This window comes from Bacteroides sp. 43_46, assembly GCF_001915455.1.
Taxonomy (GTDB): domain Bacteria; phylum Bacteroidota; class Bacteroidia; order Bacteroidales; family Bacteroidaceae; genus Bacteroides; species Bacteroides caccae.
Genome location: NZ_MNQN01000098.1, coordinates 63,835 through 82,369, shown reverse-complemented (window position 1 = coordinate 82,369; position 18,535 = coordinate 63,835). Strand labels below are relative to the sequence as shown.

Genomic DNA, 18,535 nt, shown 5'->3' with positions numbered 1-18,535 from the left:
TATTTTTAGCTTTGTATGTAGTTTTATTGTTGTTTATTTTTTGAAGAACCGATCTATATCCAACGAAAGACCTAGTGTCAGATTAGCTCCTGTCGTAGTGGGTGAATTGAAATAATAATAATCCGGTACATAGTTAAACAAGTTATTAATAGCCAGATTCATATTCACACCTTTGAATACTCCCACCGAGAAGGTTAAATCCCAAATCATATATCCCGGGTACGTAACAGCAGTGCTTCCGGCAGCAGGGTTGTTGAAGCTATCGTTGTATACGTTTGTTTTTACTTCTGACAAGATGCGTCCGTTGAGTGAATAATTGAAATCTACTTTATCTAGGTTTTCGCCCCAGTCTACTCTTACAGTTGCCGTATGCGGGCGCGTATCTGTGAATTTTTTCTGCCCGTCACGCATAAATTCATGGATGTAAGTGTATGACATACGAAATCCTAATCCACAGGGGTATTTGGCAGAGATGTTAGCGTCCACTCCTGCAATGTCCACTTTGTCGGTATTGGTATATATTTGTCCTTTGGGATCATCGCTGTAAACTGTGTTAATACGGTTGTGTACCAGATTATAATATCCTGTTACAGAAAAATTGTAACGGTTTTTTGTGTACTCGGCAGACAGGGAGAAGTTGTGGCTTGTTTCTGATTTAAGATCAGGATTTCCATAAATCATCATCATGTTTGCCATATTGAACACCATATACATTTCTTTTAAAGTCGGTGAGCGGAATCCTTGTGAATAAGAACCTCTCAATGAACAGTTACCAATCTTATACATCATTCCCAAATGCGGGGATAAATGACGAACATTGGAATCGGAGAAATAATCGAACCGTAATCCGGCGATTACATTTAGTCTTTCAGTCGGATTCCAGTCGAATTGTCCGAAAGCATCTGCTGTATGCATGATATAGTTAGCGTTATCAGTGAATTGGTAAGACATCAGATAATCGCGAAGGTAATCGGCTCCGACAGTCAACGTATGTTTTTCATTGAAAGTGTAATTATAAAGAGCGTGTACATTATGCTGCACATTGCTATAATCACGTACATCATTTTTATAGAGTACCTGGTAATCACTTTTGTCATATTGGTCGAAAGTGTAACCGACTTCAAGATTACTTAATGTGTTGAATGTATAATTTGCTTTTAGCCCACCGTTGAAATCCCGGTATCTGTCTTGAGTGTCTCCCGGTTTATTACGTTCACGGAAATAATACCCGGCTCTTGCGGTCAGTTTAAGTGTTTCCAATGGGTGATAGATCAGCCGTTCCTTGAAGTTCCATACTCGGCTTCCGAATACAGTTGAGAAATCTCCCGGATTATCTACGCCATACGTATCTACATTATTATATTGTACATTGGTCAGGCTGTTGAATTTACCTGCATTGAATCCCACAGTACCGCCATATCGATGGTCATTGTGCTCGGAGAAGCGTGAATTAAGATTTAAATTCCATGGGTCATCCGATTCGCGTGTAATGATGTTGATAACCCCTCCGATAGCGCTTGAACCGTAAAGGGTGGATGCTGCACCTTTCACAATCTCGATGCGTTCTACATTATCAAGGTTCAGACGGTCGTAGTCTACGTTATTTAGCGTTTCACCGGCCAAACGTTCCCCGTCTACAAGAAATAATACAGAGTTTCCGCCGAAGCCTTGCATATTGATAGAGGTTTGCTGGTCCATAGCAAAAGTGAATTCAATGCCGGGAAGTTCAGTCTTTAACAAGTCGGCTACATTATTGGCATTTACCTTTTTAATATCTTCCGAGGTAATCACCCGTGTAATGATAGGTGCATCTTTCAGCAGTTTGGGAGTACGGGTACCGGTAACTACTACCGTTCCTAAGTCAAATTGATCTTCGGATAGACGGAAACTTAGTTTTTTGTTTTCGTCCGTTGTGAATTTCTTTTCTGCTGTTTGATAACCTACGTAAGAGGCGGTAATGATATACACGCCAGTTCCGGGTAGTTGCAATGTATATGTTCCGTCGGATGTGGTGACGGCTCCAGTTCCTTTTCCTTTTATAGAGATTGTGGCGCCGGGAAGGGGTCCCCCGTTTGTATCAGTTACACGTCCGCTGACATAATTACTGGATTGTTGTGCAAATGTGGAGCAAGTTGCTATAAAGGAAAATAATAATATTATAAATGTAGGTTTCATTCTTTGTTATTGTTTTCTTAGTTATTTTCTTCGAAATCAAATGGATATAGGAAGTCGAAGTCGATGTATCCCTTTATACCTTTGGCATTGGTATAGTTGGTAAAACGAATGGCTGCATAGGTGTTGTCTTTCAGTCGTATCAGGTAGACCTGATTGGACATTGTGTAGATAGGTGGCATAGTCGAAGTATCTACATTCAGCCAGGTGGATAGGATACTGTTATAATAAGAGTCGGTATAGACAATGTTTCCTTCCATCATGCCGGACATATCAATAGCAATTTTGTCCGTTGTCCATTCATCTTTAACAAAGTCTTTGTCATCAGGCAATTTTCCGTTTGCTTTCAGGGCATCAAAACTTGTGTAGCTCGTTTGGTAAGCTGCCCCTTCATTCGTTTTTATATCATAGCGATGAATGGCGATATCCCAATTATCGGGTATTTCGCTTTCATATTCTTTCCCGATTTTGACTGTGGTAACTTTACGACCGGAAAAATCAATATATGCCCACTCTGTGTACTCAACAGTTTTGATTTGTGAGAAACTATTTTCTTTGATTTCCATTTCAGTTTCTGTGGGGGCGTCATAAATATTCTCAAATAATCCATTACAAGCTGAGAGCGACATAGCCGCTCCCAGTATCATTGTATATTTAAAAATAGTGTTATTGCTTCTTTTCATTTCTTTCATTTAGATTGTTTATTCTGCACTTGCTGTATCACTTCCTGTAAATACTGTGGAAATAGCTATCGGCATACTACCCGGCTTGAAGTCAGTGTTAATAGTAGCAGTACCGTCTGCTGCGATTGTACCGCTCAGGCTTTCTCCTGTGATAGCTTTTCCATTGCTGTCGGTAGATTCATATTCTCCCAGGCTGAGTGAATAGGTTCCGTTTGCTCCGGCTGTTACATTGACTCCACTGATAGTGAAATTACCTAAACTCATATGACCACCGGCACCTGACAAGTTAGCGAAACCGCTTAAAGTAATGTCTACCGTTGTGTCCGATACACGTTTGATAACAGCTTTACATTCATCAGTTGTGCCGTAGGATGTATCTCCAACACTGATAGACAATGAACTGTTATACTGATAGGTAGCAGCTATATTATAAGTTATCGGTGTTTCTCCTTGCATGAACACGATTTCCATTTCTCCTATGGGTGTCGGAATATCTACATTAGTCTTCAAGGTTAACACTTTGGATTCATTTACACTACCTTCCAGTGTGTAGTTATAACTACTACCTGTGCCACTGCCCATGGACATCACCACTTCACCTGAACCACTGAAAGATTTCGAGGAAAGTTTTAAATTATTCAGGCGGAAATCACCTGAACCGGATTTATATACCAAATTAATGCTACCGTCTTCGTTACCGGTTATTGTTGCGCTGGATTGATCGCCCAACAAATAGTCTGAGAACATATCGCATTCACCGACTGAATATCCATTATAAGTGCCGGCAATTTCCTTTGCAAGATTTATATCGTTGTCGTCACCGCAAGAAACAAATGTTGTTGAAAATGATAGTGCCATAAGAGCAACTGTCCAAAAGTTTAAAATTTTCATACTTAATATTGATAGATAATGATTAATAAATTTTTCAGTTGCAAAGGTACGGGGAACTGAAATGTGGAAAAATACCCAAAAGAAATGAAAAAGAGTTGAGACGTTAATCATATGTAGGTATTATAAAAAGTTTGAACCAATTCTTTTCACTTTGGAATTTGAAAATGAGGAAATCACGGCTTTTTCATTTAAGCTTTGAATTAGTCGTTCGATTCTCCTACCCATGCCACTGCGGCATGAGGGGAAATCCCGTTATTGGTAATCACTAATTTACGAATATCTCAAATCTGAATTTTTCTCATTTTTGAGCTGGAAAATGTAACACGTCAGTGAAGCTTACTGATAGTCCCCTTATTATCTCAGCGTGCGTGAATAATCTGCTTTTCTTCTGGAATACTTGACAAACGACTTTTTATTTTGTATCTTTGAAGAAATAAAAGTGATAAATAGCATGAGTGATATAAGAAAAATAGATACATAAATAGCATTCAGACTGATATGTTTTAGTATCAGGATAGATATGATATAGGGCAATAGTCTAACGATTATTGCCCTATTTTGTTTGTATTTTTGCGCAAAACATTTAATCCATTTCCGAAAAACGAAAAAAATAGTTTTTAATAAACTCTGATACCGTTTATAATAAACTATCCAAAAGTTTATTATAAACAGAAATCAAGTTTATTAATATTGGAATAGCTGGTTGTAAAAATAGGAAAAACTGTATTATAGAGTAGAGGAGCATCGATAAGCGCATTCGTTTACAAAGTAATATAAGATAACATTTTCCATTTCTTCCAAATATGCAGAGAATTCAAACCGTCAACACAAGGAGATAGTATCCCGTCAAAAATGAACGATAAGAAGAAACACCTATGGTGATGTTTCCGCATCGCTGCGCACGAATATAAGGATTTTTACTACAATAACGAGCGACGAACAATATTTCTTAAATGAAAAAGCCGTGTGAGGAAATCACTTGTAAGATGGAATGTTGTGCGGATTGAAATAAAATCCGTACCTTTGCGCCCTTAAAACTAACTAACCTTTATTTTTATGTTTACTGACTTGTTGCACTCCTCTTATTTTTCCCTTTTCCTGATTGTCGCGTTGGGATTTATGCTGGGAAGAGTTAAAATTAAGGGGTTATCTCTTGATGTGTCGGCGGTAATCTTTATCGCACTTCTTTTCGGGCACTTTGGCGTCATCATTCCCAAAGAATTGGGAAATTTCGGTTTGGTACTTTTTATTTTTACTATCGGTATTCAGGCAGGACCCGGATTCTTCGATTCTTTCCGTAGTAAGGGGAAGACGTTGATTCTCATTACTATGCTTATCATTTGTTCCGCCTGTCTCACGGCGGTAGGACTGAAGTATGCGTTCGACATTGATACTCCCAGTGTGGTAGGTCTGATTGCCGGAGCATTAACCAGTACGCCGGGTTTAGCCGTCGCTATTGACAGTACACACTCACCTTTGGCTTCCATTGCTTACGGTATCGCATATCCGTTTGGAGTTATCGGTGTGATTTTGTTTGTTAAGCTGCTGCCTAAAATCATGCGGGTGGACTTGGATAAAGAAGCACGTCGCCTGGAGATAGAACGTCGTGGACAATTCCCTGAATTGATTACCTGCATCTATCGTATCACTAATTCAAACGTATTCAACCGCAGTCTGATGCAGATTAATGCTCGAGGAATGACAGGAGCTGTTATTTCTCGTTTGAAACATAGTGATGAAATATCTATTCCTACTGCTTCTACCGTGTTGCACGAAGGAGACTATATACAAGCAGTAGGTAGCGAAGAATCACTAAATCAACTCGCAGTGCTGGTAGGCGAGCGTGAAGAAGGCGAACTTCCTTTGGATAAAACACAGGAAATAGAGTCTTTGTTATTGACCAAAAAGGACATGATAAACAAGCAATTGGGGGATTTGAATTTACAGAAAAACTTTGGTTGCACAGTGACCCGTATTCGTCGAAGTGGTATTGATTTATCCCCGTCGCCTGATTTGGCTTTGAAATTCGGCGATAAGTTAATGGTTGTGGGAGAGAAAGAAGGACTTAAAGGTATAGCCCGCCTACTGGGAAATAATGCGAAGAAATTGTCGGATACAGACTTCTTCCCGATTGCAATGGGGATTGTACTGGGAGTGTTGTTTGGCAAAATAAATATCTCTTTCTCCGAAAGTCTGTCATTCTCACCGGGATTGACCGGAGGTGTCCTAATGGTAGCTCTCGTACTGAGTGCGATCGGTAAGACAGGACCTATTATTTGGTCTATGTCGGGACCTGCCAATCAGTTGCTGCGCCAATTAGGGCTGCTTCTTTTCTTAGCCGAAGTAGGTACTTCTGCCGGAAAAAATCTCGTAGCTACTTTTCAGGAAAGCGGGCTACTGATGTTCGGTGTAGGAGCAGCCATTACTTTGGTGCCGATGCTTATTGCAACAGTTGTGGGGCGTCTGATATTTAAAATTAGTTTACTCGATTTGCTGGGAACTATCACCGGTGGTATGACAAGTACGCCCGGTCTGGCTGCTGCCGATTCAATGGTAGACAGTAATATTCCCAGTGTGGCATACGCAACAGTTTATCCGATTGCTATGGTATTCCTGATTCTGTTTATACAAATGATAGCTTCAGCCGTATATTAACAGTATTCTGTCTGAAAATTGATTGTTAAAAAAAAAGTTTGTATCTTTGCCGTCCTAAAGTAGAAATGAGTTGAAACGATTGTTACTGAATATAACGCGCTATTTCTTGCCGATACTTTTTGTATCGTATCTGGTAAGCCTTACATTCTTTGCCCACGTACATGTGGTCAATGGCGTGACAATCGTCCATTCACACCCGTTTAAGAAAGGGACGGCACATGAACATTCAACAGTCGAGCTGATACATATTCATTTCCTGTCTCATCTGACGACGGACGGTGCGGCTGTTATTTTTGCTCTTTCTCTTTTCATCCCTTTTTTATTGTGTCTGTTGTTCGGTCGTCCGCAGCATACACATTCTCATGCTCCATATCATGGAGTGATTGCACTCCGGGCACCGCCTGCGATTCGTTTTTCAGTTATTTAGCTGATGATATTCTGCCTTGTTTGAGGCTGGGTATTGTCTGATTTTTCATGTGAATACTTAACGAAGAACGAATTATAAACGAAAAATGAAAAAATACATATTTTCGCTTGTCTGCTTGTGCTGTGCATTGTTGCCTGCTCTTGAAGGACAAGCTGCTCTTCACGAGCATCCTGAGTATCCGGAATTGCGTAAATCGGATGCGAATATTGTTGGTCATATCCTTGATAAAAATACAAAAGAACATTTGCCCTATATTACTATTGCTCTGAAAGGAACAACAATCGGTACTGTAACCGACGTAACCGGACATTATTTCCTGAAGAACCTTCCCGAAGGAAATTTCGTACTTGAAGTTAGCTCTGTAGGTTATAAAACGGTGAGGCGGAATGTGACCTTGAAGAAGGGACATACGCTGGAGGAAGATTTTGAAATAGAAGAAGATGCGGTAGCATTGGACGGTGTCGTTGTTTCTGCCAATCGCAATGAAACAACCCGTCGTTTGGCACCGACATTGGTGAATGTTGTCGATCTGAAAATCTTTGAGAATACCAATTCGACAACTTTAGCACAAGGACTGAATTTTCAGCCGGGAGTTCGCGTAGAATCCAATTGTCAGAACTGTGGCTTCCAGCAGGTACGTATCAATGGACTGGACGGTCCTTATACACAAATCCTGCTGGATTCTCGTCCTATCTTCAGTGCACTTTCCGGAGTATATGGCATCGAACAGATTCCTGCCAGCATGATTGAACGTGTGGAAGTGATGCGCGGAGGTGGTTCGGCGTTGTTCGGTTCGTCTGCTATTGCAGGTACAATCAATATCATCACGAAGGAGCCGATTCGTAATTCGGGTATGTTGTCGCATACTATTACTGGGATTGGCGACGGTGACGCTTTTGATAACAGTACAGCATTGAATGCCTCACTGGTGACGGATGACCAGCGTGCAGGTTTATATATCTTCGGTCAGAACCGTCATCGGTCGGCGTATGACCATGACGGAGATGGATATTCGGAAATACCGAAGATACACGGGCAAACGGTCGGTTTCCGTTCTTTCCTGAAGACAACTCTTATTCCAAATTGACTTTCGAATATCATCACATGGAAGAATTCCGTAGAGGAGGAGATATGCTCAACCGTCCGCCTCATGAAGCGAATGTGGCTGAGCAGACAGAGCATTCTATCAATGGTGGTGGTATGAAGTTCGATTATTTCTCGCCTGACGAGAAACACCGTTTCAATGTATTCGCATCTGCGCAACATATCAATCGCGACAGCTATTATGGAGGTGGGCAGGACCCGAATGCTTACGGAAACACTACTGACCTAAATTGGATGGCAGGCTCACAATATGTTTACAGCTTTGGTAAATGTATTTTCATGCCTTCTGATTTTACTGCCGGAGTGGAATTTAATCAGGACAAACTGGAAGACAATATGTGGGGATACAACCGTACGGTAGATCAGAAAGTAAATATCGGTAGTGCTTTCGTACAAAACGAATGGAAGAATGATCGTTGGGGATTTTTGCTCGGAGGTCGTTTTGATAAACATAACCTGATAGATCATCTCATTTTCAGTCCCCGTGCCAATCTGCGGTTCAATCCGACCAAGGATATCAATCTTCGTTTGAGTTATTCATCCGGTTTCCGAGCTCCCCAGGCTTTTGATGAGGATTTGCACGTAGAAAATGTAGGTGGTAAAGTAGCAATGATTGAACTTGCTGATAATCTGAAAGAAGAAAGATCTCAGAGTTTGAGTGCTTCTGCGGATGTTTATCGGCGTTTTGGCGCTTTTCAGATAAACTTCCTGATTGAAGGATTCTATACTAAATTATCAGATGTCTTTGCTCTTACCGACGGCGAAGTTGTAGACGGAGTTCTGATACGTACACGTCATAATGCACCGGGAGCTCGGGTAATGGGACTTACATTGGAGGGAAAAATGGCTTATCTGAATAAATTCCAGATTCAGGCAGGGGTAACTCTGCAACAGAGTCATTACAGTGAACCGCATACGTGGAATAAGGACGCACCGGCAGTAAAGAAAATGATGCGCACACCTAACACTTATGGCTATTTCACAGCAACCTATACACCGATAAAGCCGTTATCCATTGCGCTTTCGGGTACATATACCGGTTCAATGCTGGTTCCTCACGAGCCAGTCCCCGGATTCCTTGAGAACCCGATTACGGTGAATACAAAAGATTTCTTTGATATAGGTTTAAAGGCGGCTTATGATTTTAAACTTTATAAATCAATGAATCTCCAGATAAATGCTGGCATACAGAATATCTTCAATGCTTATCAGGATGACTTTGATAAAGGTGCAGATCGTGACTCTGGTTATATTTACGGCCCGTCACTGCCGAGAAGTTTTTTTGCGGGAGTAAAGATTAGCTATTAATAATGGTTTAATAATTCTTTTAAGCTCTGAAATCGTCATAAATGGGGATTGTTCGGATATAAAACAATCCCTATCTTTGTTTCGCAGAAAACGCTATTGTTTTTGTTACACAAAACTAACGAATGAGACAACTGTATCGGAATATAATAAAGTTTTTTCTGCCTGTACTATTTATTTCGTACATGGCAGGGATTACTTTGTTTACTCACTCTCATGTAGTAAACGGGGTTACAATTGTCCACTCACATCCTTTTAAGAAGGGCACCGAACACAATCACACGACAGTCGAGTTTCAGTTACTTCATCTATTGAACCAAGTGTTGGTGACAGATAGCGGGTTATTACCTATATTTGTTGTTTCCGTTTTATCATTATTATGTATTCTTCTTATTCGTCCGCAAGGTGCGTGTTATTGCCGGTCTTGTCCGGGTGTTGTCTCTCTTAGGGCACCTCCTGTCCCTTAGTCTACATTTATCGAAATTGCTATTTATTTTTAGAAACAGTACTTATTATTGTTTCCGTTTCCTTTATTACTTTCTGAATTTAAACGATTAAAAGACTAACGACAATGAAGAAATATCTATTAGTCCTGGTCAGCCTATGCTGTGTCTTATCGGCCGCATTCGCTGAGAATCCGGATTACCCTGAGCTGAAAAAATCTGATGCAAATATTATCGGTCATGTATTGGATAAAAAGACGAAAGAACATTTGCCTTATATTACAGTCGCACTGAAAGGCACTACGATAGGAACTGTGACTGATGCAACCGGGCATTATTTTCTGAAGAACCTGCCGGAAGGTAGCTTTGTTCTCGAAGTGAGTTCAGTTGGCTATAAAACACTTACTCGCAACGTTACCCTGAAGAGAGGAAAGACATTAGAGGAAGATTTTGAAATAGAAGAAGATGCGATCGCTTTAGACGGAGTGGTGGTTTCTGCCAATCGCAGTGAAACGACTCGGCGTCTGGCTCCGACTTTGGTCAATGTTGTTGATTTGAAACTTTTTGAAACGACTAATTCTTCAACTCTGTCGCAGGGATTGAACTTCCAACCCGGTGTCCGTGTAGAAACAAACTGCCAGAATTGTGGTTTCCAGCAAGTCCGTATCAATGGTTTGGACGGGCCTTATACGCAGATATTGATTGATTCGCGTCCTGTGTTCAGCGCTCTTTCGGGAGTATACGGGTTGGAGCAGATTCCTGCCAGTATGATTGAGCGAGTAGAGGTCATGCGTGGGGGAGGATCAGCCTTGTTCGGCTCTTCAGCCATTGCTGGAACAATTAATATCATTACGAAGGAACCTTTACGTAACTCCGGTCAGTTGTCGCATACCATTACTTCTGTCGGAGGAAGTTCCTCGTTTGATAATAACACATCGTTGAATGCTTCTTTGGTGACTGACGATCATCGTGCGGGATTGTATATTTTCGGACAAAACCGTCATCGGTCCGGATATGACTATGACGGCGACGGATTTACAGAACTTCCTGAATTGAAGAATCAAACAGTCGGTTTCCGTTCTTATCTGAAGACAAGTACATATTCAAAGTTGACATTCGAATATCACCATATGCAGGAGTTTCGCCGGGGTGGGGATATGTTGGACCGTCCACCTCACGAAGCCCATATTGCGGAGCAGTTACAACATTCGATAGACGGCGGGAGTTTGAAATATGATTATTTCTCACCAAATGAAAAGAATCGTCTGAGTATCTTCGCGTCGGCTGCCAATACAGACCGTGACAGTTATTACGGTCCCGGGAATGACCCTCTCAAAGCATACGGAAAGACAACAGACCTTATTGCTATGGGGGGTGCCCAATACGTACATACGTTTGATAAATGTCTTTTCATGCCTTCCGATCTCACTGCGGGACTTGAATACAACCGTGACCGGCTGAAAGATAATATGTGGGGATACGATCGTCATACGGATCAGACAGTGAATATTTACAGCGCCTTCCTGCAAAATGAGTGGAAGAATGAACGCTGGAGTATTTTGGTCGGAGGACGTCTCGATAAACATAATATGGTAGATAATATCATTTTTAGCCCACGTGCCAATTTGCGCTTTAATCCTACGCAGAATATCAACTTGCGTTTGAGTTATTCTTCCGGTTTTCGTGCTCCTCAGGCTTTTGATGAGGATATGCATATTGAAAATGTAGGTGGAACTGTTGCCATGATTGAACGGGCGAAGAATCTGAAGGAAGAGAAGTCGCAGAGTTTTAGTGCATCCGCAGATATCTATCATCGTTTTGGCGCTTTTCAGACTAATTTTCTGATAGAAGGATTCTACACAAAACTGACAGATGTCTTTGTGCTGGGTGAACCTTATAATCGTGGAGACGGTGTTCTGGTGAAATTACGTAGTAATGGTCCGGGTGCCAAAGTAGTGGGGGTAACGCTGGAAGGGAAACTGGCTTATCTTTCCTTGTTGCAAGTACAGGCAGGATTGACATTGCAGCGTAGCCGATATGATGAACCGCATAAGTGGCATGATGATGTGCCTGCCAAGAGGACGATTTTCCGTACTCCCAATGTGTATGGCTATTTCACCGCTACCTATATTCCGATTAAACCTTTATCAATAGCCTTGTCAGGTACATATACTGGTAGTATGTTTGTGCAACGCATGGATATTACAGCCAAAAATGCTGCAATGGGTGATATGCCCGAACGAAAAGCGGAAGCTGTTAAAACTCCGAAGTTCTTAGATTTGGGCGTGAAACTTGCTTATGACTTTAAATTATATAAAACAGTTGATTTACAACTTAGCGGTGGTGTTCAGAATATTTTGGAAGCCTATCAGAAAGATTTTGATAGAGGAGCAAACCGTGATTCCGGCTATATCTATGGTCCCGCACTGCCGAGAAGTTTTTTTGCAGGAGTGAAGATTAGCTATTAAAACAGTGTATAAAAGATTTGTCTCCAGATAAACATATATAAAAAACAGCTTTCATTTTTCATATCCGCAAAATGAAAGCTGTTATTATTCTAGTAAGAAGGCAGAGTCAATGATTGCAAACCTTTGTGATATCTACGGTAAAACCTTCATCGGTAGACATAAACTTACCTTTCATCTTGAGAAACTCTATAAGTTCATCAATATCCATATTTTCTGCCGAACAAGTATAGAAGCGTTGATCTTCTCCGAACTTTTCAATAATTGCCTTCTTTAATGATGATTCTGAGTAACTATTACCTTTCATCATGTGAAGGACTTCATGAGCATGTAATTGTTCCATAATCTATTTTTTTGCAAAGATAATACGGGCATATAGATTAAAACTGTAACATATGTGACAAAGGTCAATTATATCTATTAATTATGGTTTATTTATTGTTTTTTCGACCATATCTTTATCTATTCCGAATTTTTCATTTGTCTGGCATTCACCGGCAGGTTCTACGTGTACAAGAATGTCATAAACGTTATCTATGGAACTTTTTATGCTTTTTTCCACCGATTCTGCAATCTCATGGGCTTGTGTGATGGTAATTTGTGGATTAACCTCTATATCGAGGGTAATCATATAAAGATTCCCTATCATTCTTGACCTTACACGGTGCGGGTTGCTTGCGCCGGGGACTTCCTCTACGGCTTCAAAGATCTTGTTATATACATTCACATCTTTAACACCGTCCATTAGTTCGACATTAGAATCAATAAAGATACTGACAGACGATTTTATAATAAAGAGACTGATTATTAATCCTGTGATTGAATCGAGTATCGGTAGTTTGAATATAAAGGTAAAGACCAGTCCTACCAAAACTCCGGATGAAATAATAACATCATTACGCATATTGATCGCATTTGCTGTCAGTAAAGAGCTATCAATTCTCTTTCCTTGTTTATACTGATACAGGGCCAGCAAGAGCTTTCCAATGATAGAGAATACAGTAACATATATCGCAATAGCCGAAGGAACCTCTTTTGTTGCATCCGAAAAGATGTTGGCAACGGAGGATAACAACATTTGCATACCGGCATAAAATATTACGAGCGACAGGATTTTGGTTGCGATTCCTTCCGCTTTCTCATAGCCGAATACATACTTTTTTGAAGGTGGGCGGTTCATGATGCGTGCAGTGAAAATCATTACGATAGAGATGATTACATCGGTTGCCGAATCAATACCGTCACCGAGTACAGCCAAACTGCCTGCAAATAATCCGACAATGATTTTTGATGCGGAAAGTATGGCGTTGCCAATTGTACTTACCCAGGAAGTTCTGATTAATATTTTCTCTCGTGACATATAATTACTATGTTTATGAAGCGAATATATATTATTTTATAATACTGACCCTCATATTGTTCTTTTTATTATCATAATTTGATATGTGAGAGGACATGAAATCTAATAAATCACTATAATCTTTCTTTCTCCTTTTAGTAGTTTGGATGTTTTAGTTGTATTATATATAGACAGTCAATTAAAACAAGACATTAACCCATAAATAGTTAGCCTTTATGTTCAAAAAATTAAGTACCTCTCTGCTGATAGTATTAGCTTATGTTTTATACTCATGCACATCTGCCGTCAGGCAAGAGATTGCCATTTTACCTACTCCCGTTAATTTAATGGAACAGTCAGTCAGTTTTGTCTTTAGAGATGAGATGAAGAATACTTCCTGCCTATAGAGAGAAAGATTGTGAAGCCTGCTGATATTCTCAGAATGGCAATTTGTCACTCAACAAGGTAAATAGTTCTCGCCTTGGAGTATAGGCTTTGAATTGTTCTTGTTGTTGAGTCATAACGTTGCTTTTTGTTAGTTTGTTGTTGAGCGAATCGTTTCTTGGTATAACAAGTTTCCATTGGAAAACGTTTCTCCGATTATCTGTCTTTTTAGAAACGATTCTGCTCGGTACAAACTACATACAAACAAAGCTTACAAAGCCAAAGTTATCTTTTAAACAGCAATCTTAATACCTCTTTTTTTGTTGCAATAGCGTTTGCATTGCTGGCAAAGATCATATCCCAGCATTGTTCCTAAAATGAAATCTTCTTCAGCTGTCAATTGATTTAAAGGACGAGTGATAATATGTCGCATAGCTTCCATACATTCGGGTTTACCAAAAAACAGGTTGATTTTATTAGTACTTATCTCCTGTATCATATAGCTGATGTTTTGGTTCTTCAACCGGCGCACGGCAAAGTCTTCATGTTCTTTACTCATTGTATAAAGTACCATGTTACGTATACCTTTCTTAAACTCATAAATATGATTGAGGAAAATCCGGATTTCACCGGGAATGATTCTTTTGGTAGCCATGATGCAAACAATTGTTTATATTAAGGTAAAGGTTAGCTTATTTCTTGTTTTACTTGTTCAGCCCATGCACTGATACGTTCCTCTGTCTGATTGTCTTCGTTGACTTCATCAATTGGAAGTCCGACAAATTTGCCGTCTACGACCGCTATGGAAGAATCGAATGTGTATCCAGCCGTATCTACTGCTCCGCAGAATTTGCAATGCGTGTCTTTCAGGTCTTCATAAATAATCCCGATGGCATCGCAGAATGTATCGCTATATGAGTCGGAATCACCGCAACCGAACAAGGCTACATATTTATGAGACAAATCGCATTTCTTTAAAACATTTACTCCGTCATACCAATCGTCTTGCAGTTCGCCGGCTCCCCAAGTAGAGCTGCCTAGCACAAGTACATCATACTCATTGACTAAAGCCTCTGTAAGTTTAGATACTTCAAAAATATGTGCGGAAGGAACATTTAGTTTCTCTGCAATTCGACGGGCGACGTCTTCGGTTGTTCCGGTTGTGGAACCATAAAATACTCCAATTTTATTCATCTTTGATATTTTTTTAATGTGATGCTGCAAAGATAGGGTACCTTGTAGAAATAGAAAATCCCTATTAATAATGGAATAATAGTCTCATTCTCATCATAAGTGGGGATAAAATAACTATGTTTTTTGATACTTTTATTTAAAATAGCTATCTTTGGGTCGATCAAAACAAACATTATATGAATATGAGAAATTTAAAGTATTTTTCTTTTGGAATCATCAGTCTGATTTTCGCTTCATGTATAGAAGAAAAAAACTTATCTATTCAGAATGAGGAAGAACTGGAAAATGCAGAACTTGGTTTATCTACAGATTTTTCTCTAAAAACAGAGAGGAGCATATCTATTACTGCTACTGACGGAGAAGGAAAAACACAGAAAGGGGTAAAAATGGGGATATTTGCAAGTCAACCTTACACGGGCGAAGGAATTATCTCTGTCGAACCTATTTTTGTTGGATATACAGATGCTTCCGGTAAATTGAATGCGGATGTAGTCGTCGCCAATAATCTTTCTAAAGTCTTTGTTGCTCCACTTACTGCAGGATATGGGCAGGTGCAGGAAGTGGATGTACGGAATGTTAGCTCATTAAATTTTCGTGGAGTTGCTTTCCCGCAGGCTGCTACTGTGACTCGTGCTGCTGCAGATGAAATTCCACAGATTTTTGGTCCAATCAGCGGGCTTTATCAATTATTTATTCCTTATAAAAATGACGAAGTGAATGAGAATGGTATACCTGTTCAGGGAGGTTGCTCGTTGGTGTCAAAAGAACAACTTTCTCCGGCATTGATTAATAAGATTGATAGTTGGTATCCGGAAAAAAAGAATGTTCAGACAGCGGATTTATCAAAGAATTCTGATTTGAGAATTGTTGATGAGGACGGAGCTCAGGTTTGGGTGACTTATGTTGGAGACGGTGGTTTCTGTGTGGATAATCAAACTGTTTATAATTCATTGCTATATTATAATTATAAAGAGGGGGATTTAAAAAGTGATGTTTATAAACTTCACATGACTATGTTACTGCCTAATACAAATCAGTTGCAATGTCCGTCAGGCTTAAAAGTTCAGTTGCTTTATTGGGATGGCTCGAAATATAGTAAGGTTTTTCCAAATGGTACACGAATCGGGTTTGCCGTTGCGCGTGCCGGATTTAAGAAAGACGGTACTGCTATAACAGATAAACTTGCATATAGTTTTAAGAATACGATGAGTCCTGCCGTTAATGGGGATGTGAATGGAATGTATTACTCTACTCCAGAATTGAATACATGGGGTAAAACTCAAGCAGTAACTCGTGAATTGGACGGCTATAATTGTTGTGTGACAGGTTTTGATATCCGTCCTTTTGGAGACAGGAAGGCTGATTATGATTTCAATGATGTAATGGTAAAGGTAACGGCTACTCCTGAAAAAGCTATTAGGCCGGGTGAAGATATTCCAGTTGATGAAGATGTGACTGTGGCTGAATCAATTCATGGTACGTTAGCTTTCGAAGATCAATGGCCTAATCCCGGTGATTATGATTTAAATGACTTTGTAGTGAACTATACATATGGTGTCTATAAAAATGTGGATAATAAAATTAACGGTATCCAAATGCGGTTTAGACCGATTGCTAAGGGTGCGGCAAGTTATACAAAAATTGGTTTTGGGATAGAACTACCGTTGGCTTCGAATGATATTGATGTAGCAGAAGTAGAGGGAGCTATTTTAGAAAGTGGAGACTCAAACGCTACTTTCATTATTTGGGAAGATATAAGTAAACCTTTTGCTGGTGGTGAAACAGGTTTTATCAATACAGAAAAAGGCTCTTCTTTTGTTTCGGCAGAAGAGTTGGTTGTGACTATCCCATTAAAAGCAGTAATTAGCAATGTTTCTATGATGAAGTTTAATCCGTTTATATTTGTCAATAAGCGTTCGCATGAGATTCATTTAACGGATTTTGCTCCGACATCAAAAATGGATATGAATTTGTTGGGAAACGGGAAAGATTGTTCGGATGTATCGAAAGGTTTTTATTTCCGAATGAAAGATATGTATTGTTGGGCATTGGATTTTCCACGAACTTCTGCAGATGAAGCGGCATGGAGATATCCGAAAGAAAAATCATCAGTGGTAAAAGCTTATAAGAATTACAATAAATGGGTAACAAACAAGACAGATTTATCTTGGTTTGACTCTACTATTCCGGGTAATGTAGATGGAAGTGAATTGTATTAATCTGTTTTGATAATAAGTTAATAAATAAGGGGCTGCTTTTTGAGGCAGCCCCTTATTTATTAACTATGTTTTTTAATGGTGGAATAAACGAATTCCTGTAAATGCCATTGCCATATTATATTTGTCGCAAGTGCTGATAACATGGTCGTCGCGTACAGAACCACCCGGCTGTGCTATGTAGCTGACGCCGCTCTTATGTGCTCGTTCGATGTTATCTCCAAAGGGGAAGAAAGCGTCTGATCCCAAAGATACTCCTGTCATTGTGTTCAACCATGCACGTTTTTCTTCGCGAGTCAGTACTTCCGGTTTTTCAGTGAAAAACTGTTGCCATATGCCGTCTGCTAATACATCATCATAATCTTCTGATATGTATATATCAATCGTATTGTCACGGTCTGCACGACGGATTTTTTCAATCCAAGGCAGGTTCATCACTTTCGGATGTTGGCGTAGATACCAGATGTCTGCTTTATTTCCGGCGAGGCGTGTGCAATGAATACGTGACTGCTGTCCGGCGCCAATGCCGATAGCCTGTCCGTCTTTAGCATAACATACAGAGTTGGATTGCGTATATTTTAAAGTGATTAAAGCAATAATCAAATCACGTTTTGCATCGGCAGGAATTACTTGATTCTGTGTCGGCATTTCTTTCAAAAGACTTTCGTCAATTTTCAGTTCGTTTCTTCCCTGTTCGAAGGTTATGCCGAAAACATCTTTGTGTTCAATAGAATCCGGACGATAAGCCGGATCTATTTTGATTACATTGTATGTACCTTTTCTCTTGTTTTTGAGAATTTCCAATGCTTCGGGAGTATAATCCGGAGCAATCACACCGTCAGATACTTCACGATTAATAAGGCGTGCGGTTTCTTCGTCACAGGTATCGGACAATGCGATGAAATCTCCATACGACGACATACGGTCGGCACCACGTGCGCGTGCATAGGCGGTGGCTAATGGGGACAACTTCACATCATCTACAAAATAAATCTTTTTGAGTGTATCATTCATTTCCACTGCAACGGCAGCGCCGGCTGGACTTACATGCTTAAAGGAAGCGGCAGCCGGTAGCCTGGTAGCTTCTTTTAGCTCTTTCACTAACTGCCAACTGTTGAATGCATCCAACAGATTAATATAACCGGGACGTCCGTTCAGTACTTCAATGGGGAGTTCGCCGTCCTTCATGAAAATACGGGCAGGCTTTTGGTTAGGGTTGCAGCCGTATTTCAGTTCGAGTTCGTTTGCCATATCACT

General features: G+C 40.1%; 13 protein-coding genes and 1 pseudogene. 6 read left to right on the top strand and 8 right to left on the bottom strand.

Going from position 1 to position 18,535, the window contains the following annotated elements:
* Positions 1-33: 33 nt before the first annotated feature.
* The 3 genes from BHV72_RS08205 to BHV72_RS08195 are packed head-to-tail and all read right to left on the bottom strand — an operon-like array spanning position 34 to position 3,746.
* Positions 34-2,175 (bottom strand): TonB-dependent receptor, encoded by a 2,142-nt coding sequence (locus BHV72_RS08205; RefSeq protein WP_122265076.1) that lies wholly within the window; start codon positions 2,173-2,175, stop codon positions 34-36.
* 17 nt (positions 2,176-2,192) lie between these two features.
* A complete protein-coding gene (locus BHV72_RS08200; protein WP_122265085.1) occupies positions 2,193-2,855 on the bottom strand; it encodes an HmuY family protein in 663 nt (220 codons plus the stop codon).
* 18 nt (positions 2,856-2,873) lie between these two features.
* Positions 2,874-3,746 (bottom strand): calycin-like domain-containing protein, encoded by an 873-nt coding sequence (locus BHV72_RS08195; protein ID WP_182317084.1) that lies wholly within the window; start codon positions 3,744-3,746, stop codon positions 2,874-2,876.
* Positions 3,747-4,802: 1,056 nt separating this feature from the next.
* Between BHV72_RS08195 and BHV72_RS08190 the strand changes: the two genes are divergently transcribed.
* From BHV72_RS08190 to BHV72_RS08170, 5 genes and pseudogenes are all read left to right on the top strand, one after another.
* Complete coding sequence (locus tag BHV72_RS08190; RefSeq protein WP_005675635.1) at positions 4,803-6,401, top strand: aspartate:alanine exchanger family transporter; 1,599 nt, start codon at positions 4,803-4,805, stop codon at positions 6,399-6,401.
* Positions 6,402-6,471: 70 nt separating this feature from the next.
* Positions 6,472-6,828, top strand: a complete 357-nt coding sequence (locus tag BHV72_RS08185) for a DUF8478 family putative metalloprotein (protein ID WP_286855572.1) — start codon at positions 6,472-6,474, stop codon at positions 6,826-6,828.
* Positions 6,829-6,913: 85 nt separating this feature from the next.
* A pseudogene (locus BHV72_RS08180) lies at positions 6,914-9,240 on the top strand (TonB-dependent receptor).
* Positions 9,241-9,362: 122 nt separating this feature from the next.
* On the top strand, positions 9,363-9,704 hold the full coding sequence (locus tag BHV72_RS08175) for a DUF8478 family putative metalloprotein (RefSeq protein WP_032837778.1): 342 nt from the start codon (positions 9,363-9,365) through the stop codon (positions 9,702-9,704).
* Positions 9,705-9,808: 104 nt separating this feature from the next.
* Entirely contained in the window at positions 9,809-12,148 is a 2,340-nt protein-coding gene (locus BHV72_RS08170) for a TonB-dependent receptor (protein WP_122265080.1), read from the top strand.
* Between the two features lie 106 nt (positions 12,149-12,254).
* On the opposite strand, the gene BHV72_RS08165 is transcribed toward BHV72_RS08170, so the two are convergent.
* The 4 genes from BHV72_RS08165 to fldA all read right to left on the bottom strand — a co-directional run bounded on the left by BHV72_RS08165 (position 12,255) and on the right by fldA (position 15,062).
* Entirely contained in the window at positions 12,255-12,488 is a 234-nt protein-coding gene (locus BHV72_RS08165) for a YecH family metal-binding protein (protein ID WP_122265081.1), read from the bottom strand.
* An 81-nt stretch (positions 12,489-12,569) separates the two neighbouring features.
* The gene (locus tag BHV72_RS08160) at positions 12,570-13,505 is read right to left on the bottom strand and encodes a cation diffusion facilitator family transporter (RefSeq protein WP_022041913.1); all 936 of its coding nucleotides are present in this window, start codon (positions 13,503-13,505) and stop codon (positions 12,570-12,572) included.
* A 655-nt stretch (positions 13,506-14,160) separates the two neighbouring features.
* Positions 14,161-14,523: a DUF2023 family protein gene (locus tag BHV72_RS08155; protein WP_022041914.1), complete on the bottom strand. Its 363-nt coding sequence runs from the start codon at positions 14,521-14,523 to the stop codon at positions 14,161-14,163.
* 32 nt (positions 14,524-14,555) lie between these two features.
* Positions 14,556-15,062 carry a flavodoxin FldA gene (gene fldA, locus BHV72_RS08150; protein WP_022041915.1) on the bottom strand — a complete coding sequence of 169 codons (507 nt, stop codon included), beginning with the start codon at positions 15,060-15,062 and terminating at the stop codon, positions 14,556-14,558.
* 182 nt (positions 15,063-15,244) lie between these two features.
* On the opposite strand from fldA, the gene BHV72_RS08145 reads away from it, so the two are divergent.
* Positions 15,245-17,281 (top strand): LruC domain-containing protein, encoded by a 2,037-nt coding sequence (locus tag BHV72_RS08145; protein ID WP_286855571.1) that lies wholly within the window; start codon positions 15,245-15,247, stop codon positions 17,279-17,281.
* A gap of 72 nt (positions 17,282-17,353) precedes the next feature.
* Here BHV72_RS08145 and BHV72_RS08140 read toward each other — a convergent pair whose 3' ends face one another.
* On the bottom strand, positions 17,354-18,529 hold the full coding sequence (locus BHV72_RS08140) for a phosphoribosylaminoimidazolecarboxamide formyltransferase (protein WP_005675646.1): 1,176 nt from the start codon (positions 18,527-18,529) through the stop codon (positions 17,354-17,356).
* Positions 18,530-18,535: the final 6 nt, after the last annotated feature.